The 24,592-nt window shown below is 31.0% G+C and carries 12 protein-coding genes; 6 read left to right on the top strand and 6 right to left on the bottom strand.

The genetic code is table 4. From position 1 onward, the window contains the following. Nucleotides 1-300: 300 nt before the first annotated feature. The 6 genes from MAGB_RS02425 to MAGB_RS02400 are packed head-to-tail and all read left to right on the top strand — an operon-like array spanning nucleotide 301 to nucleotide 18,281. Nucleotides 301-10,281, top strand: coding sequence for a PDxFFG protein (locus MAGB_RS02425; RefSeq protein ID WP_004024218.1), 9,981 nt, complete (start codon nucleotides 301-303; stop codon nucleotides 10,279-10,281). Between the two features lie 15 nt (nucleotides 10,282-10,296). Beyond that, nucleotides 10,297-13,248 carry an ABC transporter substrate-binding protein gene (locus MAGB_RS02420; protein WP_004024217.1) on the top strand — a complete coding sequence of 984 codons (2,952 nt, stop codon included), beginning with the start codon at nucleotides 10,297-10,299 and terminating at the stop codon, nucleotides 13,246-13,248. 8 nt (nucleotides 13,249-13,256) lie between these two features. Then, nucleotides 13,257-14,342: an ABC transporter permease gene (locus tag MAGB_RS02415; protein WP_004024216.1), complete on the top strand. Its 1,086-nt coding sequence runs from the start codon at nucleotides 13,257-13,259 to the stop codon at nucleotides 14,340-14,342. 1 nt (nucleotide 14,343) lies between these two features. After that, complete coding sequence (locus MAGB_RS02410) at nucleotides 14,344-15,357, top strand: ABC transporter permease (protein WP_004024215.1); 1,014 nt, start codon at nucleotides 14,344-14,346, stop codon at nucleotides 15,355-15,357. Nucleotides 15,358-15,364: 7 nt separating this feature from the next. Continuing rightward, nucleotides 15,365-16,954, top strand: coding sequence for an ABC transporter ATP-binding protein (locus MAGB_RS02405; RefSeq protein WP_004024214.1), 1,590 nt, complete (start codon nucleotides 15,365-15,367; stop codon nucleotides 16,952-16,954). Continuing rightward, complete coding sequence (locus MAGB_RS02400) at nucleotides 16,947-18,281, top strand: ABC transporter ATP-binding protein (RefSeq protein ID WP_004024213.1); 1,335 nt, start codon at nucleotides 16,947-16,949, stop codon at nucleotides 18,279-18,281. Before MAGB_RS02405 ends, MAGB_RS02400 begins: the two co-directional genes overlap by 8 nt. A 72-nt stretch (nucleotides 18,282-18,353) precedes the next feature. Here the strand turns inward: MAGB_RS02400 and MAGB_RS02395 are convergent, their stop codons facing one another. The 6 genes from MAGB_RS02395 to MAGB_RS02370 all read right to left on the bottom strand — a co-directional run bounded on the left by MAGB_RS02395 (nucleotide 18,354) and on the right by MAGB_RS02370 (nucleotide 24,491). Then, a complete protein-coding gene (locus MAGB_RS02395) occupies nucleotides 18,354-18,797 on the bottom strand; it encodes an MHO_1590 family protein (RefSeq protein ID WP_004024212.1) in 444 nt (147 codons plus the stop codon). Continuing rightward, the gene (locus MAGB_RS02390) at nucleotides 18,781-20,214 is read right to left on the bottom strand and encodes an MHO_1580 family protein (protein WP_036433295.1); all 1,434 of its coding nucleotides are present in this window, start codon (nucleotides 20,212-20,214) and stop codon (nucleotides 18,781-18,783) included. Before MAGB_RS02390 ends, MAGB_RS02395 begins: the two co-directional genes overlap by 17 nt. Beyond that, a complete protein-coding gene (locus MAGB_RS02385) occupies nucleotides 20,189-20,536 on the bottom strand; it encodes an MG284/MPN403 family protein (RefSeq protein WP_004024210.1) in 348 nt (115 codons plus the stop codon). Before MAGB_RS02385 ends, MAGB_RS02390 begins: the two co-directional genes overlap by 26 nt. Before the next feature lie 98 nt (nucleotides 20,537-20,634). Beyond that, nucleotides 20,635-21,660, bottom strand: coding sequence for an ABC transporter ATP-binding protein (locus tag MAGB_RS02380; RefSeq protein WP_004024209.1), 1,026 nt, complete (start codon nucleotides 21,658-21,660; stop codon nucleotides 20,635-20,637). Then, complete coding sequence (locus tag MAGB_RS02375; RefSeq protein WP_004024208.1) at nucleotides 21,660-23,627, bottom strand: ABC transporter permease; 1,968 nt, start codon at nucleotides 23,625-23,627, stop codon at nucleotides 21,660-21,662. Before MAGB_RS02375 ends, MAGB_RS02380 begins: the two co-directional genes overlap by 1 nt. Before the next feature lie 39 nt (nucleotides 23,628-23,666). Then, entirely contained in the window at nucleotides 23,667-24,491 is an 825-nt protein-coding gene (locus tag MAGB_RS02370) for an HAD-IIB family hydrolase (RefSeq protein ID WP_004024207.1), read from the bottom strand. Nucleotides 24,492-24,592 lie beyond the last annotated feature (101 nt).

Below are 24,592 nucleotides of genomic sequence, written 5' to 3'. Positions count from 1 at the left end.
AATTTTTTATTTAAAATAAATATGTTATGAATTTTCACAACCTATATAATCGAAAGAGCACATTTATGAACATTAAGAATATTTTCTTAATGATGTTTTAATTTGGCTCTAATTTATTAGGTATTTTCAAAAATAATCTTTATTGTTTTGTTAATTTACGAGTAGCGAAATAAAGTAGGGCAAAAATCCTTCTTTATTTTGTTTTTTATTAACTTTCTAAACCTTAGTTCATAACACTAAAACTTTTTTAAATAATTTAGATACTAATAACGCTATAAATTAGCCTAATATGGAGGCTTTATGCCTAAAATTAATCTTAAAAAACATGTGTGACACAAATATGCAATATCTGGTGGTGTTTTAGCTGGAATAACAGCAATAACACTTGGCACAATGTATGGTTATTCAAAAACTTCAAATGAAAAGTTAGGAAGAAAAAACTTTACTGATGAAGCTGAATTAAAAAACATTTTTATTGACAGAAATGCTAAGCCTGAATCATTCTTTTTAGAGGTGCACAATAATAAGCACAAAGTGCATTATGATCCGCTTACTGAAGTTGTGACTGATGGCAAAACTAAATTAAGTTCAACTGAGTATTTGGACAAATATTATGCAAAGCATCACGCTTTGCCATATTTAAACATAAAATATGGTTCATTCAACTTTTATAACCAATACATTGAGGCTGTTAGTCCACTAGAGTTTTACAAGTTCACTGAATGATTTATGAAAAACGTGTCTTGAGGCCCTGAAATTATCACTCTTAAGTCATTTTCAATTGTCAAAGGTGTTGAAATGGCTGGAAACAGCATAACCTTAGGTTCACACTCAAACAAAAACAAAGAATACACAACCATCAAGTTTTTCCCTGATGCATTTTTTGGCACACTCCCAATTTATTCAAGCCTAAGTGGTAGAGGTAATGCTCAAGATTCACTAACATACAAATTAAACAAAAGTGTGCTAAGCGAACCTGAATTAAGAAAGTTTTTAGAAAACATTGGCAAGTATAATGCTCTTGCTAATATTTCAAATAAAACTATCAATGAGCAATTCTTTAGAGGAATTACAAATGTTAGATATCTAAAAAATCAAAAAGTTTATGCTCTAAGGCGCCCTGAATGGGAAAAAGAAGTTTTAAAAACTACTTATTCTACTGTTGAAAAGAATAGATTAGTTCAAAAATCACCTTATTTACTAGTTGTGGCCGCCAATAGTTTGTCTGAAGCAAAAGAAAAATTTGCAAGCAAGCTAAAAGAATACAAAGATAAAGATTCCCTAAAACTTTTAGATGGCTTTAGTGCTGAAAATGTTAACTTTGAAGAAAAAGTTATCGCTAATGCTGAAATTAAAGTAAATGAGTACAACAACACAAATGAAATAGTGGATAAACAACTACTTATTCATTTTGAAGATGGTTCATCATACACCATTCACAATGCTTTTGGTGAAATTTTAAATGCAACACAAGAGCAAAATGGTCAAAAGTCATTTAAAACTTTAGGTAAATATGTGCAATTTGATAAAGCATTAAAAAATGCTAAAAGCTTAATTGAAGACTTAACTTCTCGTTTCATCGAGCAAATTAGGACTAGATTTGAGCCAAACAAGTTTTCTGAAGAAATTCTTAAAAAATCGTTATTGCAATTTAGTGAATTAAATGGACTATATAGAGAGTGATTAACACTAAGGCAAACCATAGAAAATATGGAAGCTGACTTGCGTAATTATGCTGGTGCAAGGAAAGCTGTTGAAGAAGCTGAGAGATTAATACAAAAACTTGACAAGGAAATTAAAGAAGCGAACAGTGATGAAACCAAAAAGAAAGACTTAGAAGCTCAAAAAACCAAAGCAATGGCAGATAAAAAAGCTGCTGAAGCTGTGATCAACATTGAAATTTTTAAAAAAACACTTGAAGCTAGAACTAAAGAGAGAGAAAGTTTTATTAAAACTCTTGAAGGCCAGTCTGCACAGTTCAAAGAGGCTATAAACAAGGCAAATTCTGATATTAAACTAAAGCATACTTTAGAAAAAGAACTAAAAAGAATTGAATTTACAATAAAAAATACTAGACAGTTAAACGAAGATGACAAGAGTTTATTGGATGAGCTAAAGGATATTAATGGCAGCAGTTCAAATGGCAATAACAATGGCAATCAGCAAAAGTTGGTTAATGCTTTAACCATAGTAATAACTAAAAACAAGGATAAAGCATCAGCTTTATTAGACTCAGCCAAAAAATCTGGAAAAATAACCGAGCTTACAAGTAAATTAGCTTCTCATTTCGGCATTAAAACAGATGACATTGAAACATTAAATGCACTGGTTGCAATGTATGATTCATTTGCTAATGATCCAAGCATTGATAAATTGCAAGCTGAGTCATTTTCATCTAAAAATCCTGATGAAAAAGTTAAACTTTTAAAACAAGTTGATAAAACTATTTTTGAAACTAGTCAACAATTAAACAGACTAGTTACAGGAACTAATCCAACTGATCAATTTGTCGAAAAAGACTATTTTGCAGTGGATGTCGCTTATTTACCTAATGAATTAATATCTATAGAAACATTAGTTGATGCTAATACTAAAGCAAAACTAAACTGAAGAGATTTCTACAACTTAGATGAATTTGTTAAAGACAGAAAAAATATTTTGCCTGATGGAGCAACAGAATTTTTTGCGTACTCTAAATTTGTTAATGATCAAAAAGATGAATTAAGCAAGAAAAATGCACATTTGGGTGCTGATTTTGATTATGCAAAAATTTCTGACAAGCGTGAAGCTGTTAAAAAGGATTTAGAAAAAGTAGATGCTGAGATAGCAAAATTCGACAATAAAGTTGAAACTGTTAAAAAATTAGTTGTTCCTTATTTTGAAAACAAAGACTTGTTCCCTGAAGAATTTACATTGCTATATTCAGAAGTTCTAGATCCTAAAACCAACAAAAAGAATTTTGATGAATTTTGAAGTTCTAATGCTGATGTAGTATTAGAGTACTTAAAAAAGGCTTTAGGTGAGGAAAATGGCACTAATGATGATGAAGGCAAGACAATTAATGGTTTTATTAAAAAACACAGTCAAGAAGAATTCACTGAGCTAACTAAACTTTTTGCTGAAAGCTCACAATTAATTGAAAAAATTAATTCTGGTAAGTCTACTGATGATGAAAAGCTACAGGAAATAGAACTAGGCAAAAAGATCAGAGATCTTAGAGATAAAATCGATGAAAATGACAACCATATTCAAAACAAAATTGCTAGAGTTATAAATGCTAAAATTGATTTCCAGAAAGCAATCAATTTAGTTAATGAACTTAAAAAAGATATTGCTGAATATAAGAAAAATATTGCAAAAAGATATAACTCTACCTTCTTGATGCAGTTGTCTGATTACCAATTAAGATTTTTGAGCTCACAAAGTGTTAAAGAAAACAGTGAATTAGCAAATGCTTATAAAAAGCTTATAAGCTCATTTAATAACTCATCAGCTAACTTGAGCAAAAAAGTTGAAGAGTATATTAATTTAGTTGAAGAGAACAAAAAACAGTTTGCTAATACTTTAAGTAATGAGGACTATGCTGGCTGATATTCATTACTAAAACATGGTGATGAAGCTGCTATTGGGAAAAAGTTAAAAGAAACTCAGGGTGTAATTAGAAAAAGAGAAACTAGAGAAAGCATATTTAAAACCAAATGGGAAAAAATATCAAACAAACCTTTAGTAAATGCTCTTAATGATCACAAGCTTGATAATTCCAAAACATTAACAGACACTTTAAAGTCATATGCTGACCGTGTGCTTGCTTTAATTAAAGAATTTTTCGAAAAAGCTAGTGATAAATCACAATCAGTTTATGATCAACTTAAGAAAAAATATGCAGATGATTTGAAAAAAGTTGAAGATTCTTTAAAGAGTAAAAAATCAGAGAAGTCTTCGTTAAATGGTAAGTCTGAAAGTGCTTTAAAAATTACTAAATTAAATCAAGAAATAGATAAACTGTTTGCTGAATCTGTTGTTATTGCTGAGCAATTAGAACAACTTAAATTTTTCAAAAACTGGCATAAAACAGGCTTCAACGAATTAGATGATGTTAAGAAAAAAATTGATTCAAATTCTCTTCCTGCCTTACATTTATTAATTCCATTCAACAAGCTTGAAGCTGAATTAAGTGTATTTTTAAATGATAGAGATTCTGTATTAGAAACTAATTTATTTAAGGTGCTAAATAGACTTAAAAAGGTTTTAGGTGAAATAAATTCTGAAATAAGAACCAAAATTAGACCAATGGTTCACAACGAAGCTAAAGCTTACTTTGAAGCATATGAATCATATTTGACTTACAAAACAGAACTTGATGGACTTAGAGCAGATAAGGATTTGTTGGAGCAAGGTAATAAGTACCTTGTGAGCTTAAAAAATGACAAAGACCATCCAGAATATGCAAACTTCTACAACAATCTTTACAAAAAATTCGAAGAAGATTCTAAGAAAAATGAAGCATCATTGCTTGGTTCATTGTCATTAAAAGATGACCTTCTTTCAATATTTGAATCTAAAGCAGAAAGCAAGAAAGCAAATGTTGCAACGTTTAAAAAAGATTTATCAAGCTTTACAAATGCATTAGTCAAAGATATTATGCATGATGAAGTTGTGGCAAAAGCAAACTCATACTTAAATAACTTTAAGAAACCTGATTCAAAACTTGCTGGCGAAATGAAGAAAATTGAAAATTCAGAAAACTCTTCAGAGCTAGGCAAGGATCTAAAAGCATTTAATGAAACCATAACAAGTGCATACGAAAAAGAAGTTGAAACTTTTATAAAAACTTTTAAGGATAACCTAATTGTTGAGCAATATAAGGTTATTTTCAGAGAGCTTAAATCTTCAAAGAGTAACGAAGAAAATGAATCCGAAGGTAACAAGAAAGTTCCAGAATTTTTAAAGAAATTTGAAAAAGCATCTAATGGTGGTGGCTCTGTTAGAGAAATAGCTGGTAGATTCAGAAGAAGCCTACCTCTTCCTGACAGTGGCACAAGAACTCATACAAATTCTGAACTTGATAATTTCCTAAAAGCACTATATTCTAACATTAATGGTGTTGAAGTTTCAACAATCGAAACATTTAAAAAGTTTATTGCTGAATTACAGAAAAAAGCAACAAGTTTGGTTTCTAAAATACTTAATGAAAACCTAAAACATAAGTCTCAAAAAGATAAATTTTCTAATGAACTTCTAAAACATTTCAATACAGAAGTTGAATCAATTTACAAGCAAATTGGCAAAGATGACTATGACAATGCAAATGTTGTTGCTGGGTTGTCAGCGCTTTCAGGTATAGTTTCTGAATTTAATAAGAAATTTAATATTGAAACATCGCAAAATAGTGAACTAGCTAACTATGTCGCAGAGTTTAATAATTTATCCAAAAGATTAGAAGAAATTGTTAAAGATCTATCGGCTTATAAAACATTAATATTAGGTTTTCTGAACAATGAAGGTTGGGAAACAAGAACAAATGTTAATATTTCGAAATTCCAAACATCATGGTTTACTATGCCGTTTATTGAACTACTAAAATCTGATAAGACAAAACTAGCAAAACTTACTGCTTATATTAGCAGCAAAAAAGATTTAGATGAAAAAACCAAAAAAGCTTATTTACAGGCTTTAACAGCTGAAAACTTAAACAAAATTGAGGCCGAACTTGCTAAGTTTAAAGATCTTCCTCAGCTAACACCAAGAGCTGGCACTAGTGCAATAAATCCTGAAGTTTTATTCAACTCATTTGTTAAAAGAATGACTGAAGTTGAAAAACACATTGATAAAAGTGTTGAAGAATTTGGAGAATATCTAGGCAGCTTAGGTGAATACTTTGATACCTTAATCGCGCCTGCTTTAAGAGACCATAAATTATATGAAGCATATAATCACTCATTAGCACATTCAGCTAAAATAGTTGAAAACATCAGAAAAACTCAATTAATAAAAGAAGCTAGAGAACTAGATAAAAATGTTCAAGCAAGACAAATAACTAGTGAAGATGATGTCATTGTAGCTAAGTCAAAAATTGAGCTTATTGACATACTAACTAAGAAAAATATTCTTAAACCTAATGCTTCAAAAGAAGAAATTGATAAATTAATATTCAAAGCTGATATTTCTGATATTAATAAAAAAGGAAGTGTGCTTGAAGTAACTATCAAGAACGTTGATTCTGAAAATCCTTTTGGTTCACAAACTAAATTTGGAAGCAAATTTGTTAAGTTTGCAGTAGATGCTAATGCTGATAAAAATGTTCTTAAAAATATGAATGAATTTTTCTCAGTGTTAGGCTACAAAAAGATGGTGGCGCCTTCAGTTATAAAAGAAGAAAATGAGGTTAATAACCCTGAAACTGGCAAATCAGAAAGATCATATGATGTTTTTGCTGACGCATATGAAGGATTGACAGATGAACTTTTAAAAGAAGTGCCTTATGCTGGCGAATGATTAGATGGCTTGCATATTAAAAAGTCGATTAACTCTGATGGGGTTATGGAATACTCACTAGAGAATGGTAAATATTTAGGTTTTACCAAAAACAGCCGTGTTGGATTATGAGCTATTTTAAAAATGTCTGATCCAAACTTCAAAGGTATATCAACTGACTTCCTTAAATTTGTTGGAGCCCATGAATATGGCCACCATATTACCTTAAATGGTGCACATGATTTAAGTAACAAAGGTAGTGATCCAATATTTGTTAGTGCACTTACGCCAAATTCAACGCCAAATATTAACAACTACTACAGCAAGGATGCTGTTGAGCTATACTTAAAGGCCCGTACTCACGTTGAATTAGGCACAAAACGTTTATTAGATGAATTTGGCGCTTTAAAAGACTATGGTGAATATGCTGAATTCCGTTTTGCTAAAAAGGGTAAAGATGGCAAGATAACTTTTGAAGATAAAGCTGAAGATACAATCAAATCGATGGAAAAAGAATCAGACATTTGAGGTGTTGGTTTAGAAGACAGAGATTTATGAAAAGCCCTATCAAACAAGAACAGACGTTTCTTGCAAGACTTTGCTGGAATGCTAGAAGCTGTTAAGAGCAGAAGAGAACAAAATGGCTTAACTGCTAATGGTGATGAAAAATGATTAAGTCCTTTTGATATGTGAGTAATTAATGCAATCGACTACTACTCAGGTACACTTAACCCTACTGTTAACAGTGCATTAAAAGATGCCGCCAAAGTTAAATATATGGTTAAGAATGATAAAGGCGAGTATGAGTTTAAAGAAGCAAGCCTTTCAATGCTTAAAGGCATAATCAAAGATGGTCAAGGCAATTTGATTGAATTTGAAGAAGTCACTAAAAATGGTTCGAAACAAATTGAACCTAAAGTTGTTGAAGGACTTAAAGATGCCGAAGGTAACTATATATTAATAACTAAAGTTCTAATGCATAATGCTGATGGCTCACCTGTAATTAGTGTTCCTTTAAATGTTGATTTAACAGACACAAAGAGTCCATATTATGATAAAAATGCTGTTAAATTTGTTAATGACAAAATAAACACAATTGTTAAAACAATTAAGTCATTAATAGTTGACAGATTCAATATTAATGGTTGAGACACTTCTGATACTCGTTTGTCGTTAGATCCAAAAATTATTGTTGATTATCCTGAAACTAGAAATATATTTGGTGCTGGCTTACCAAGCGATGTAACTAAGATGTTCTTTAATATTTACAAGAATTATCTTACTAACAGAGATCCTGACCAGGGAACCTATAAAAAAGGCACAGATGGAAAAGTACCATTTATAAAATACTACAACAAAGATGGTTCAGAAAACACCTCATCTAACTTCCCTAAAGCTGTTCCAAGCAACTTAATTTATGGCAATCCTAAAGATTACATAAGTAAAAATGGTCATGGTGCACCAGCAAGTACAAATGGTGCTTCAGGAGAAGTAAAACTAGGTCATGTCCTTAGTGCACTATTTAATTCAGGTAACTCACTTAACAACAACATAAATGGTGGTGCTGGACAAGTATTGTGAATTGACAAAGACACAATGTATATGCCTAACGTTAAGTTAGAAACAGCATTTACAGATCCTTTCTTTGCTCAAACACTTCCTAGTGATTATCTTCAAGTGTTTAACTCTAAGAAAATTATTAAATGATTATCTAAATACACGCCAACCTTCATAACATCAAGCGCCAACCCTAATGGTGTTTGAAATATGCTTAATAGTTCAGGTCAAATTGTTACATTCCCTGATACTTCTCAAGCAGACTTTACCCAAGTTACTAAATTAAAAATGAATTACACTGAAAGTCTAAAACGTTTAGATCATAATGTGTTAACCGGTTTATTTAATTCATTTGCTTCTGGAGTTATGAAAAATGGCTCTATTGAATTTGATGATTACAAAAAATGGTTAGAGTTTGTTAACGTTGACTTAACTAAAGCTAAGTATGATAAAGCTACTGATACAGTTAAGTGAGAAGTAGATTATGTACAGAAAAAGATCAACATAGACAATTTCAAAAATGCCTATAAAACAGAGATAATTGACAAGTTAGCTAATATGACTGAAATGTCTGAAGAAGAGAAAAATGTATTCAGAGAATTCTATAAAAAAGCAATGGAAGACTCTTCAAACCAAATGTGAGCTAATGACATTATGAGAAGATTTAGCTCATCATTATTTGCAATGTTTAACTCTGCTTTAACATTTGATAAGCTAAAAAATAGCAACAAAGATGCAATGTGAATTTTTGACCAAAAACATGGTTATGGAGAGTTTAAGAAACAAGAGTTTAAAATTGATGGTGCTGATAGAAAGAAATGAGAAATTGGTGCTGATGATACAATCAAAACTTATGAAAATATTGCTAAAGAATTTGGTGTTGATCTAAAAGCCATAAACTTAGTTGACTCGCTTGTTTTTGATAGCAAGATTCAGCTTTACACTGACCAAACAATTGTGCATGTTTCATTACAACAATTTGAGTTAGTTAACATATTCACTTCATTAGCTAATGCTGCCTTCCATACTGGCCCATCTGATGATGTTAAGAATTACTTTATCAACAAAACTGAACGTAAATTTAACGAACTATTTTCTGACTATACATATAACTTTGCTGAAGTTATAAACCGTGATAACTTGCAAATAACATACTCACCTTCAAATCATGATTTTGGTAACACTCCTTCATTCTTATCTAATATTAGTGAAGCTAATACAGGATTAGAATATGTCGTTGATGGTACCACTACTGCTAAGTGAAAATCTAAAGCACTTAAATTGAATGATAGAGGTGGTCGTGATGGAATTAAGAATGCAATCTTAGATTATGAAAGATTAGCTGACAATGAAGAAAAACATAAGGCAAATGCTCTAAATCTAAGATACAAAAAGGCTGTTTTATCAGATGATAAAAACCTTAGTGATGATTCAAACTACAACAACAGTTACTTTGGAGAGTTTCAATCAATTAATAATGGTTGATTTAAGGATAGATGATACCGTGATTTCTTAAACTTTAAGCTTTATGATGATAAGGGCGCTGAAATAGTTGATGATACTATCAGAATTAAAGACTTGGAAGGCAAAGTGGTTAACACTAGAGCTAGAGCTTACTGACAGTACTACATTCAATCACAAGGTGTTGGTAAGAGAAACATTTCAGGCATTTGAAGAGATGGAAGCAAGGATGCTGTGGCAATGTTTGGTTATCTATCAAGCGATGTTGCTGAAAAAGCAAACTATCTTGCTTTTAAAGATAGACAAACTGGTGAAATTAAGACTCTTAAACTAACTAAAGATAACACAAGCAACATGTTCTATTACAAAAACCAACACATTGAAAACGAGAAAAAATTCAACGAAGCTAAGAGTGATGAAGAAAGAAAGAAAATTCGTCATACTCTGGCAGATGAACAATATGACTACAGCGACTCTAACGGAAAGCACAAAGGAAAAGGATTTGTTTCGTGAGTAAGTGACTATGGCATTATGTCTAAATACAGAAATGCTATATTATTGCCAGGACATACATATTCAGTTTACTTCTCTAGCGATGAACAAGGAACTAAAGATATACTTAATACAGACTTAGGAACATGAGAATCAATTGCTGAAAACGGCAAGACATTCTCGCAAGCTTCAATAAGAATGGCTAAAGGCGAAAAGCCTTATAAAATAGATGAAAATGGCAATAATGTTTATGAAAACATACTATATGTATATGACCAATTTAATGGGGTTAAATAATAAAGGAGACTAACCATGAAAAGAATTAAAAAGCTTTTATTAGGCATAGTTGCATTCAATTCTGCCTTAGTGCCACTTGTGGCTGCTAAGTGTGGCAAAATTGAAAGAAATTATGACCTTGGTTTAGTTTCTGAACCTATAAACTCCCTTAATTACATTAAGTTTTCATCTGTTAATAAAGTCTTGCCATCTTTAGTTGAAGCTCCTGTTAAGGCTGCTCCTGATGAAGCGCTAAAAAGAATTTTAAGCCTTCCGGAGTTACCTATTGGTTCATATAATAATGAACAAAGACTAACTCCACAAGAAATTAAAGAAGGCAAAACTCAAATTGATAAATATTTTGAAAAAGTTGCTCCAGCAGCTACACCTAGTTCTAGATTTTATCCCCTAGATCAATTAGGATCAACAACTGGTTCGCTTAGTTCTGACAGAGATGAATATCAGCCAGTAAGCATCTTGCAATCTGGTGGTAATGCAATTCAGTCTATGAACATTTTGCTTAACGAAGGCAAAAGCCGCTGAAGCAATGGTGATGAAGTAGTAGCTGATGATTATATTGATGCTATTCACTATATTCTCGACTTATCTACAGGTAGTCAGAAGTTAACTACTATTTTGCAAAGAAAGTTTGCTTATGCACAAGCTGTTGTTGATATTCAGCAAGAGTATATAAAGGAATTCGGCATCACTTATCAAAATCCATTCCAATATCCATTATTTAAAGAAATAGATAAAAAAGTTATATACGATGTTTTTGATCCTTCATATAAAGAACTTTATCCATCGCAAATTGAACAAATTCTTAAAGATGGCAAGTTTAAGGTCAAGAATTTAAGTCAAACTGAAGTAAATGAAATAAAAACTAAGGAACGTAAAATTCTTGATAAGCTCAAGGATGCAGTAAAAAAATTAGGACTATATTCTGGAAGAATTTACTGAAATTATTCAAATAAAGAAATTCTTTCTAGTGTTCCTTACTCGCCTGACTTTGATCCTGACAAAGATGAGACAATTATTATGCTTCCTAACCCTGAATACTTACATGGTAAGCATAGTGAAGAAGAACTAAAACAAATTCCACAACGTAAGGCAGTAAAGATTAAAAAATACCTTTTTAGTGACCCTAGACAAAAGTATTCTGATTTGTTTAAAGAACTTATGAAAAAGTCAAGAGCACTAAAAGCTAAGCTTCCAGTTTCTTATAGTGACAGTAATATTGATTCGTACAATCAAGCTGTAAATAAGCTTTATAAGGAAAATACTTTAGTTAATGACTTTATAGATTCATTCAAGCCAAAACACTATAGATGACATAGAGAACTGGCACTAGATGAGTATTCATTAAGAATTGAATACTCAGCAAGTGAGCCTTCGTCACTATCAAACGTTGTGCAAGATATGCAATCAAACTTATTCCCTATTAACCGTAAGTTTGTTGAAACAAATGGTGGAATTAATGAATTTGGTTTAAAACAAGAAAACTTCCTAACTGCTGGTGCTTTTCTTTTAAGTGACTTAGTACTTGGACCGCAAGGATACTTGTTGCTTACTAAAAATCAAAAATATTACTCTTCCGATAAAACATCAAGCGAGAGAATAAAGATCTTCTTTAGTTCAGATCCTAATATAAATGCTGCTTTATATGATGATAAATATATAGCTGCAACTAGAATCCCTGCAATTCAGCAATTAGCATACTGAACTGATAAAGAATATAGAAAATATATGAAGAAATCATCAGGATTTGGAACAATTGCTTTAGCTTTCAACCTTGATGATGAAAGATTTAGGAAACTTCCTAACAATTCTGATTCAAAATACTTATATGATGAAGATTTAAGAAATGCTATCTACTATGCAATCAATAGAGACGAAATGCTTAATATAGTAGGATGAAACTCTTCATATCCAGTTATAACATGAACTGCTTTTGGCCAAGGATCATCCTCATTTGGTGATGCTATTGAAGTTGGTTTTGACCACTTGGAAACATATACAAAATATGACACTGAGTTCAAAACACCTATCCCTGTGCAAAACTATAGTCACTTAAATCACTTGTCCAAATCTTATAAGTTTGAACATGTTGATAGAACTGACAAAGGTTTTCAATTAAAAATAGCTAACCAATATATGGATGCATTTAAGAAAAGACATCCTAACTTGAAGAAGATAACACTTAAATATATCTCGAACTCAACTGACGAGCATCAAAACGCTGGTATAGCCTTGCAAGACTTTATGTCTAAAGCATTTAATGGCTTTTTAGACATAGAAATTAAGAGTTTACCTGAAAACGTTTATGAAGATTTTAGAACAAAAGGTGAATTTGACTTGCTTTATAGAAACTTTGATGCCTTTGGTTCTGATGCTTATAGCTATGTAAAAGTATTCTTTAGAACTGATGGTATTGATAGCGAAAACGCTAAGCAAACTGGTTTTAGAAACAACCCTTCTGGTTCATGAACATATGAAAAGTACTTTAAAGAATTAGGCTATAAATTAGACGAAAACGGAAAGGTGACTATTTCAGATGAAGCTAAAAAAGAAGTTGATAAGATTAAATTCCGTCTTGGTTTAGCTAACTCTGCTGAAAGAGTTTGAAATAAAATTGTTGAGCTTTCTTTAAGAAAAGAAACATACAAAGATGAACAAGGACACATTCAACATGAATCGCTAAGCCAATTTAATGACAGAGTAACATCCTTCTTTACAAATCAGTTTACTGATGAAGAGATAAAAGAAGGCTGAACTGAACAAAGTGCTTTTGCCATAATAGCTGGCTTAGAAAAAATAGTTCGTGAAGCTGCACCTGTTGTACCATTGATGGAAGTTGATACATATTGAGAAATTTCTAGAGTAGGTGGTACTGAGAGTTTATTTACCTACTCATTACAATTTGCTTATGACACTGCATTCCCACCTAAGAAAAACTTGCCAACTGATGTAAGAGAAGAGGAGTTATAGGAGTATTTATGGAAAATTTAAAACAGAAATCTGAAAACTCATTTTTTGTTGATGATCTTTCAGAAATATCAGGAAAATTAGTTGAACAAAAACAATTAGTTGACTTTGATAATAAATTTAAACGTAAATTAAAATGACATCAAAAAATATTTAATATAAAATCGCCATGAGTGGCAAGTATGTTAAAAGCATTTGCAGTCATTTTAGAGTTTTTCCTAGTTGCCTTTATTGTTATTACTATAACCTTCTTTTTAATTAACTCAGTTCCTGGTGGCACAGGTTTAACAGCCGGCTTAGATGAAGCAGCTAGAAGAGCTGTTGAAGAAAAATATGGACTAAATCAACCCTTGATTATTAGATATGGTATTTATTTAAAAAACATAATTCACTTAGACTTTGGAATTTCTTTATCGGTTTTCCCTGGTGAAAGAATTAATGATTTTGTATGAGTACGTTTTTATAAGAGTTTCCTAATTGGAATTTTCTCAGTTATGCTCACTTTAGTAATGGGAATTCCTTTAGGAGTTTATGTAGGCATGAATCCTGATAAGCTTCCTGACCATATTGCTACTTTAGTTGTTTCAATTTTCTCATCAATTCCATCACTAGTATTTGCCTTATGGCTCTTATTGATAGGTAGAAAGTTAAATCTTCCATATATCTTTAACGAAAAAGATATATCAACATATGTTCTACCTGGCTTGGCACTTTCATTAGGCTCTATAATTGTATATATTAAATATATAAGAACTGAGCTTAACAGAGAACTAAACTCACAACACTGCAAATTCTGTTATTTAAAAGGTATTACAAAACGTCGTTTTGTTTGAACCCATGCGCTTAAACCAGCATTATTCCCAATTGCAACATTTTTCCCAGTTGTTATATTTGGTAGCTTTATTGGTAGTGTGTTTATTGAGCAAATCTTCTTTATAACTGGTTCTGGTGGCTTGCTACTTAATGCTATTACTTCAAAGGACTTTAATATAATTTTATTTATGGTTACATTATTCTCTTTAATAACAATTCTTTCATATACTTGCCGTGATGCTCTTTATAAAATAATTGACCCAAGAGTAAGAAGAAAGGGCTAAAATGGCTAAACTGTCTGAATGAATTAAGAATTGAAACAAAAAGAGAAAAAGAAGAGAAGAAAGTCCAAATAATGTTTTTGGCGAAGAATTAGCACCAAACAGATTTTTAAGGCCTTTGGCCTACAAAGAATGACAAATTGTTGGTAATCTATTTGAGTTTAATGAAACCAGCAAAATGCATAAGCAACAAAATTCCTTTGTCGAGTTCTTCTATCGTTTTAGTCGTTCTTTTGCAGGTGTATTTGGTTTTGTAACTTTAGTTATTTTAATGCTATTAGCGTTTATTATTCCATTAGTGACAAGACACAACCCATTAGAATTGTCTGTTGAAAACAGATTTGAAACATTCTTTACAAATGGTCACATTTTTGGCACAGATTCAGTGGGTAGAGACTTATGAGCTAGATTATGATATGGCCTTAGGTATTCGCTAGCTTTATCATTTATTGCAACATTTATTCAAGTTATAGTTGGTTTAATTATTGGAATTATGATGGGTCACTTTAGAATATTTGACAAAATAATGACTTTCATTATTAAAATAATTTCAAACGTGCCATCAATAATCATTCTTATTACAATTACTATTATTATTAAGCCAACTTTCTGGGTAATGATCTTTGCTTTATCGTTTACATCCTGAGCTGGTATTGCTAACCAAATGCGTTCTCAAGTATTGCGTGCTAAATCATTTGAATGAGTTAGTGCATCTAAAATTTTGGGAACTCCAACATATAAAGTATTAATGAATTACTTGCCAATTTTAATACCATTATTAATTACCGAGATAGTATTTCACATCCCCGGAATTATTCTTTCTGAAACATCATTAGCTTTTATAGGTTTGTCTATTCCAAACGTTGCTACTTTAGGAAACTTAATTAGTGAAGGATCAAAAAACTTTACAGTTTTCCCACGTTATGTATTGGTGCCTTCATTTATGCTTATTTTAGTTACTGCTTCTATTCAGCTAATGTCAGGTGCAGTGCAAGATAGCTTGCTAAGACAAAGATAGGAAAAACATGAATCAAGAAGAAACACAAATTAAGCATAATAAACTACAAGGTTATAACAAAAAGTTTCCTAAACCATTAATTTATAATAATTTTCCTGCACCTTTAGATATGATGGAAATAAAGGCTGAAAAAGATAAAGGTTTTTGAAGAAGTTTTATTGACTACTGAAAAAACCTTGGCAAGCAAATTAAAAGAATATTTAAAAAAGATAAAACCGAAGTTGACTTGTTTACAGGCACAAAAGTCGAAGATGTTTTCGGAGTACCAACTAATGTTGCTGCTGAAATAGAAGATATTTACTTAACATTTAAAAATCCTGCTAATCCTAAAGAAAAGAACTTAGTGCTTAGAGGACCGAGTTTAAAAATCTATGAAGGTAAGATTCATGCACTTATTGGTGAATCTGGTTCTGGCAAGTCTGTTATTACGTCTTTGCTTTATGGTCTTACTGGCTCAAACGCCATAATTGAAGGCGGCAAAATTAGATTATATGGTCTAGAAGTGCAAAACTTCACAACATATAATTGAGAGAAATCTAAACTAAGAGGAAGAATTATTTCTGCTGTTTTCCAAAACCCTATGTCGATACTGGATCCAACAATGAAAGTTGGAAATCAAATAATGGAAGGCATGCTAGTTAATAAGCTAGTAAAAAGCAAAAAAGAGGCTTATCAAGAGTCTTTAAAATACTTAAGATTAACCAAAATTAACAATCCTGAAGATATTATGAAAAAATATCCTCATGAGCTTTCAGGGGGTATGATTCAAAGAGTTGCAATTGCATCAATTGTGTCACTAAAACCTAAAATTTTAGTTATGGATGAACCCACTACTGCTCTAGACCCTACTGTGCAAGCTTTAGTTCTTGACATTATTAGAGAGTTGCAAGAAACTTTTAATATAGCAATTGCCTTTATTACCCATGACTTAGGTGTTGTGGCTTCCATTTCTGACTTTATAAATATTATGTATGCAGGTCAGATTGTTGAATCAGGAACTAAAGAAGAAATTCTTTATAATGCTCAACACCCATACACTTGAGGTTTGATTACATCAATGCCTGATTATAATAAAGGTGAAAGACTACAAGTTATTAGAGGTGCAGTGCCATCAAACTTAAACAATATTGAAGGTGATGCCTTTGCTGTTCGTAACGATTATGCCTTAAATGTAGACTTTTTGGACGAGCCACCAATGTATCAAATTTCACCAACCCACTTTGTTAAAAGTAATTTATTGAATGAACAAGCTCCTGAATATGAACCACCTAAAGTTATCAAGAAATTATGAAATAAATATGATGAATCGTTAAAGTCTATTTATGGAGATAACATTTTGGTTGATAACTCTGTATATGATCATTACAAACAAAAAGCTGATGAACATAATAAAGTGGCTAATGAACTAAATGATGAAAGAAAAAGCATTTTAGAACAAAGAAATAACCCTGAAAATAACAGCGATGCTCCTTTAAAAATAACTGATAAGCAAGGAAATAATTCAGCCAAAAAAGCCTATGAAACAGCCAACAAAAGTAGAGTGTCAATGTTTTTTGATAAGTATTATGGCAACTCAAATGGAGGCATAAATGAGTAAGCAGTACTATGTTGAAAAAAGAGCTTTTGGCAACACACTTTACCGTGAAGTTGTTGAAGGAACAAATGAAATGCTTAATGCTTACCCAGAAAAAAATGCTTTGGTCGAAATCAGAAACTTAGACATTGTTTATGGGTCAGGGGCCAAGTCATTTCCTGCTATTAAAGATTTAAATTTAAATATTTATGATGGTGAAGTTCTAGGGTTAGTTGGTGAATCTGGCTCAGGTAAATCTACAACTGGTAGGGCTATTATCGGATTAACCCCTTATGAGTTTGGTCAAATTAAAATTTTAGATAGAATTGTGCCTAAGAACATTGATAAAGGGTGAAAGTTTAGCAAAAAATACAAAGACACTATTAACTTTATGGTAAATAAAGTTCAAATGATTTTTCAAGATCCAACTAACTCACTGAACCCATTCAAAAATGTTGAATATGTTGTCGGCGAAGGTTTATCAAACACCAAAAATGCTAAGTTAATTTACCTTACAGACTTTGACGAAGCGACTTTTATGGCTATAAATAGCTTGATTCAGTTAAAGGATCCTGAAAATATCATTTATGATTCACCTCTTAATAAATATCAAGAAGAAGGTGAGACAATTGAATCATCATATAATTTCGTTTTTGTTGAATTTGTCAAACTTTTAGAGCAAAAAGCGAGTGACAACCCCGAAATTTATAATGATATTTATAAAAAGATTTTGGTTGAAAAGGAAGAGAGAGACAAAATGTCTAGTCTTTCTGAGAAGCAATGCAAAAAGCTTTTAGTTATAGACATTTTGAAACAAGTTGGACTTGATGACACTGTTTTAGGAAGATTCCCGCTAGAATTTTCAGGTGGTCAACAACAACGTCTTGGAATTTGTAGAGCTGTGGTTTTAAGGCCCAAATTATTAATAGCTGATGAACCTATTTCTGCCTTAGACGTCTCAATTCAAGCACAGGTTATAAATATTTTTAATGATTTAAAAGAAAAATATCACCTCACAATTTTATTTATTGCCCATGACTTAAGAATGGTTGAGTATATTTCAGACAGAATAGCTGTTATCAACCGTGGAACTTTATTAGAAATCGGGCCAACTGACGAGATTATCAATAACCCTTACCACCCTTACACCAAGAGCTTGTTGGATGCTGTTCCTTCTATTGAAAAGGAAAAAGGGTCTCTTATGGGAAAAGTATATGATCACAAAGTTCATAACTATACCGAAGAGTATCAGCCCAAATGACATAATGTTGGAAACAACCATTTTGTTCTAGCAACTGCTGCTGAAATAGAACAATACAGACTTGAATCTGTAACAAAAGAGAGACAATAGTCTCTTTTTTGTTTAATGCTGTTTTATAGGGTTTTTGGCTTTATTCCACATAAATTTCCTTGAGTTAAGTCGCTAATGAACAATTAATTTTGAATAATTACTATCCTTAAAAATTTCTAGTTTGTAGCTCTTATACTCTGGAGCTTGGTTTAAGTTTAACTTAAAATGTAATTCTAGCTTTCCAGGGTTAATAAATTCATAATCAAACTCAATGTCTTTTTCATAATCTGATAATTTTGACAGTACATCCTTAACAATCGCTGACACAATATTGTTCTCTAAATACAGAGTATTATTGTCATCAAACTTTATAAATTTATAGTAACTTGCTGGCGATAAATTAGGAAATGAAACAGATAAATTATTTATCTTCTCTTTTTCACTTTCCTTTTCAACAGGTGTTATTTTACTTCCATTAGATTTTTTAACAGATAAGACAACAAATGGTGTGGCTGTTGCTGCAACACCTGCTGTGGCCAGTACGGGATATAGAATTCATTTAGCTTTCTTTCCCATTTTTAAACCTTTCAAACATTTCTACTGTTGGATTTTCTTTTAGTTCAATTATTTCCTTTATTTGATCACTTGAAAATTTAAATTTATAAGGTTGAGTTCTCTCATTGGCTTTGTCACCAATTTTTAGTTTTATTAATCCTGAATATGGATCTAACATAGGCCTTATTACTTTTTGACTATTGTTTATTACTACAAGGTGCTCAGAATTTTTATTCTTTTCATTTGTTTTTCATATTAGCCTATAGCTAGTATTGAAATTTCCTTTGAAATTAAATGGGATAAACAATCCTTTATTCTGGCCTGAGACTGAATTTACCAATTTGCCTTGTTTATAGTCGAATTCATAATAATCATTTATGGCTATATTCTTTATATCAACACCTTTGTTATAAATTGATGATGATGTCTCTGTCTCTACTGGTATTGCGCTTTTGCCTAAAAATTCATTGTGAATAGAATCAATTAATAGAGTTCCAAACGACTGATTTTTTATAAAGTGAGTGTTAGCATCCATAACTTTTCTAAGTCCATCAAAGCTGTCTTGATTTGGGTATTTTTCTTTTAAAAAAGGTGTGCCCTTTCACTCTTTTTTGTAAAATCCTGTTTCATTATGCTTGCTGCTCTCTGACTTAATTTGAACTAAATTTACTAACTTTTTGTCTTGTGATAATGGATTAATGTTAATATTCATATTCAAGTATTTAACTTCTTCTTTGGTTTGCCCAAATTCATCAAATCTGAAATTGTAATGCTCTGGAACTTTTATAATAGCTTTATTTTTTATTGCATTTATTGTTTTGTCCCTACTATGCAGTTTGTTTAATTTGACCTCTCAAAAATCATAATCTCGTTCACTCGCTGAGTATTGACGATTAATTGGAAAAGTTACAACAATATTTTCTAAATCGCTAAATGTTAGACCTAAATAATCAGAAGTAAGGGTCATTACTTGAAGCATTGCGCTACCGTCAGTTGTTCTAGAAACATAGTATTTAGTATCTTTTAATGAATCATATTCATCAAAATTTTTCTCGAGCTCATCTTTGTAAAATTTTATATTTTGTGTGTTCTCAGATGTTTGTTCAACAACTTTATTGTTAATTGAAAGCGAAAAACTTAAATCTTCATCACTGTCAATTGATGTTGGCGAAACTCTTCAGTATCTAAGTACAAATTTATCACCATTAAAAATCCTTCTAATTTCAATTGCGCCTCTTTTAAATAAATTCTTATGCCTTTTTAAGGAAGTATCAAAAAATGAAAATGCGTCCGCCGAATTAGATCAATTTACATATCATGTTCCTGTGGCTTTTGTTGTAAATTCTCTGTTGTCAATATAAGTCACATTTGACTGTTTTATAGCGCTATTATTCAAATCGCTTATTAATAAATTACCTGGTAATATAATAGTAAACAAACTCCTCAATTGCATTTTTTCTTAATCTATAATAAGCTGATTTTGACATATTTCTTTTAGCGCTATTTTCATTATGGTCTATAAAATATTTTTTAATAAATTCAGCATTGTTTTCATTCATATAGTCAAACGTTCCATAAAACCTAGACTTATAATTACTTAATGAATCATCCTTGTAGCCAAATAATTTATGTGCTTTTTCTCTTATCAATTTAGCCTTGTTCATTTCATCATCAATAAGGCAAAGCGTTTTGATTATGTTTATTTTTTCTTTAATTGGAATTTCTGATGTTGTGTCTTTTATATAATGGTTTGTATCCATTTTTCTCCTTTCACTATAAATAAGGAGGTTTTTAAAGCAAAGATAAAAAAGTTGAAAAAAATGGGAAAAAAGGCTTGTTTTTCCCATTTTAGAGTTTGTTAGCTTGCTGATTTTTCAAAAAATCTGCTGATTAAAGGCTGTGTGTTTTTGGTGATTGAAATTATTTCAAGATTTAACTTTAATATTTCTTTAACTAAATTAGCTTTATCTTCATTTGTCTTGAGATTGCAGAATACAATATCGTTCTCAATATAAAAGTCTATGTTATTTGCTTCTAAGTAAGGCCTAAGAGGCATATTGTTGTTCACTTTTACTTTAGTATTAAAATTATTATCTTCTATTTCTAAGTCATTTATTGAGCCTGAATATAGTAATTTTCCTTCTGAAAGCAAAGTAAAGCTATCAATATATTTTTCTAATTCGTCTAGTATATGACTAGAAATAAAAATTGTTTTACCTTCCAAATGTAGCTGTTTTAGAGTGTTAAACAGCTTAATTCTTGAACTAGGATCTAAATTAGCTGCTGGCTCATCTAATATCAGAATTTCTGGATCATTAATAAGCGCCTGAATAAGCATAATAGATTTCTTTTGCCCTGAAGACATATAAGCAGGGCTTTTAGACATATCTGGCACATGGAAGCCATATGTGTCCATAATATAGTTTATTCTGTCTTTAATAACTTTTTTATCGACACCAGACATTAGTGCAAGTGAGTAAATATATTCAATTGCTGATAAATTTTTAGGAAAAATAGTAACTTCGGGAATGTATCCTATTTTTCTTTTGGCAGATGAATTAGTGAATTCTAAGCCATTAATAAATATTTTTCCAAATAGTCCGGGATAGAAACCTAAAATAGATCTTATTGTAGTTGTCTTCCCTGATCCGTTGTTGCCAACAAAGCCATGAAATTGTCCTTTTTTAACATCAAAACTTAAATCATCTACAGCTTTTTTATAGGTCTGTGGGGCAATTTTAAATATCATTGATAAATGCTGTACAGAAAGAGCTACATCAGCTTCAGGCTTGTGATATTGTTTATGTTTAGCTTCAGCAAACATATGGCTATTTTCTCTTCATTTTTTATAAATTGATGATAATGAATTTCTTTTCTTTTCCATTATTTAAAATTCTTTCTTTCAAATTGTAAATAGCCTAATGTTATAAACGTCAACGATACTAGGAGTGTTATTCCTATTGATGTTGGTGTTTCAATGTAATTTTTTCTTTCCAGTTCAATTAAATTGTCATTTAACTTCACAACTTTAATGATGCTTTGTTTATAATTCTTGTTGAATTTGCTGAATTTTTCTTGGCTTTGTGATAGATAAGGAATTATATTTTTGGTTTCTAGTGAGTTAGCAAAATTGCCATTTTGCTTTTCTCCTACAATATTGAATATATTAATTGTTCAAAATAGTTGACTAAAAGCAGTAATTGCTCTTTCACGCATAATTGAGATATAACTGTTTAATCTAGTTTTTTGAATTTCGCTAAGTTCTTTTGTATCAAATCTTGCTTTTATATAATCATCAAGTGTTGCAGAATACTGCATAAAGTCAGGGCTTTGTAGTAAATCATATGATAGCGAACTGCTCTTAGATTTTAAATGCTCGAATAACTTTTTAAGATTTGGATCTTTTTCACTTTTGGCTCTTTCCTCGATTTTGGTTTTTACAAGATCAAATTCATGCTTGTTTTTTAGCAATGCATGTTTCGTTAATCCAGTTAAAAAGTCGATGATTTCTAAAGCATTAACTGCGTCCACAGTGCCTGTTAAATAGCTTTTTAGGTCTAAAAAATTAAATAAAGCTACTTTTATTAAATCAACATTCTTTTTCTCTAATATTTTATTAATTACTTTTTTAGTAAACTCATCAAAGTTTTCAAAATTTCTGTTTTGAATGTCATTAAAACCAATGCTAAAAAGTGGTTTTTCTTCAAATCTATCTCAGTCAAATATATCCTTGAAGTTGCTGATGTTGTAGCCTAAAGAATAAAGATCATTATCAGTTGTTTTAACCAAAATTTGGTTATTAATATCTAGGTTGTACTTGTTTTTTAAATAACTAATTACATCCTTATTTAATTCACCAGTTTCTTTATTTATGACACTTGCTTTGTTATCTAAAATATTGTAATTTAATGTAACATTTCAGTTTCTTAAATTTTTATCATAAGCTGTAAAGGTTGGGAAATAGTATTCTTTAAAGTTTGACCAGTATATGTGTGAGTAAAATGACTTTTTAACTTTGTCAGCTAGCTCTTTAATTGATTCTCTTTTTTCAACTTTAAAAGTTTTAGAAAATGGATTAAATGCTAATTTTTCTTGATTTTCTAGCATATTAGCAATGCTTTGATTTTCGATTAATAAGTCATCTTGAGACCTGATTCTTTTGTTCAAATTCTCGACTGCATTTGACGAATCGCCCTTTAAATCAGGCGAATTAGGAATAAGTATTATTGGTCTGTTAGCAGCTTGATATGTAGTTTGTATTACATCAGTTCCTGATGAAAACTTAATAAAGCCTAATGTCATAATTCCTAGAATAGGAATAATTGACACAATAATCTGAAACACTTTTGATTCTACAAAATTTTGTACTATGGCTGCTATTCCTAAAGCAAGAGCAGCACATAATAAACCTGTTCCGAAAAATGATAATGTTGAAAGCAAGGCTTTTGAAAATGTAAATGGAATAATTAACTGGCTAATGAAAAACATTGTGCTCATTAATGCCATGGAAATAATAAGACCAATTATGCTAGCAAATATATTAGTAAAAAATATTTGCTTTCTTTTAATTGGCTTTGAATAAAGTAAGTATTCTATTCCCTCATTTTTATAACGGTAAAAAAATGTTTGTGTCACAAAAGATGAAATAACAAAGGATGCGATCATACAGAAGTTTGCTGACAGTTCAATATATTGATTGCTGTCTAATATTCTTTGTACATCTGAAGCACCTATTGCAAGTCTTACGCATGTAACTAAGATTATATAAAAACCCCCTATAACTAAGGGCGAAATATAAGAGCTTGCCAAGCGGAAGTAAATTTTAAGTTGCATTCTGAAAAATGCACTCATTTTGCCTCCTTTTAAAATTTAGTGGCTAAATTTTGTTGTTTATTTAAGAAAAAAGTGTTCAATGGTTTTTCCCAATCCGGCTTTTTTATTGGTAAAAGGGGAAATAACATCAGCAATGTTTTTGAGACTGTGAGTTGAGTTTTTCATAGCAATTAATTGCCCAACGCGGTTAACGCATGTTGCGTCATTAAGAGTGTCGCCAATGTGCACACATTCTTCAGGACTAACGCCTCTAGCTTTAGCATAAGTTATTTCTGCTAAGCCTTTAGTTGAACCAATTGGTGTAAGTTCTAAAACTTCATTTCGATTGCCTGTAAAGGCTATTTCACAGGTGTCTCTGAACCTTTCTTTTAACATCATAGCGAAAGCATATAGTTTTTTCTTGCTTGGGTGTCAAAGCACCATTTTGTTAATTTCTGTGTCATTTTTGAAGTGTTTATATCTTCTTGCCTTACCTCTAGTTCAGCGTAATGCAATTGATATTAATCAACTATGTGTGAAAGCTAAATCTTTTGTGTCAGAGTTAAAAATCACACTAATACCGTGCTTAACTATTTCATTATAGATTTTCTCAACATCGTCTTTTTCAAACTTACCAAAGTGAATTACCTTACCGTCTTGCTTAATGTAAGCTCCATTCCAAGCAATGAAATTATCTAGACATTGCATTGGTTCTAAAAACACGTTTGATGGCTTAGTTGGAGGTCTGCCTGTTGAAACAACAACTTCAATTCCTGCTTCTCTAGCTTTTTTTATGTACTCTAAATTTTCAGCACTAATTCTTTTGTGACCATTAATTTTTAAATCTATGGTTGTGCCATCTAAATCAACAAAAATGATCTTAGGTTTAACTACATTTTTCATAATTAAAATTCTATATTAATTTTAAGTTTAATCAATAATGTTAGTAACAATATGGCTTAGCAGGAACATTTATGGAAAATTTGGAATTATATATTTTGCTT

The organism is Mycoplasmopsis agalactiae 14628 (genome assembly GCF_000266865.1).
Taxonomy (GTDB): Bacteria; Bacillota_I; Bacilli_A; order Mycoplasmatales; family Metamycoplasmataceae; genus Mycoplasmopsis; species Mycoplasmopsis agalactiae_A.
Note: the sequence above shows the minus strand (reverse complement) of the source record. Positions and strands in the feature narration are given on the sequence as shown.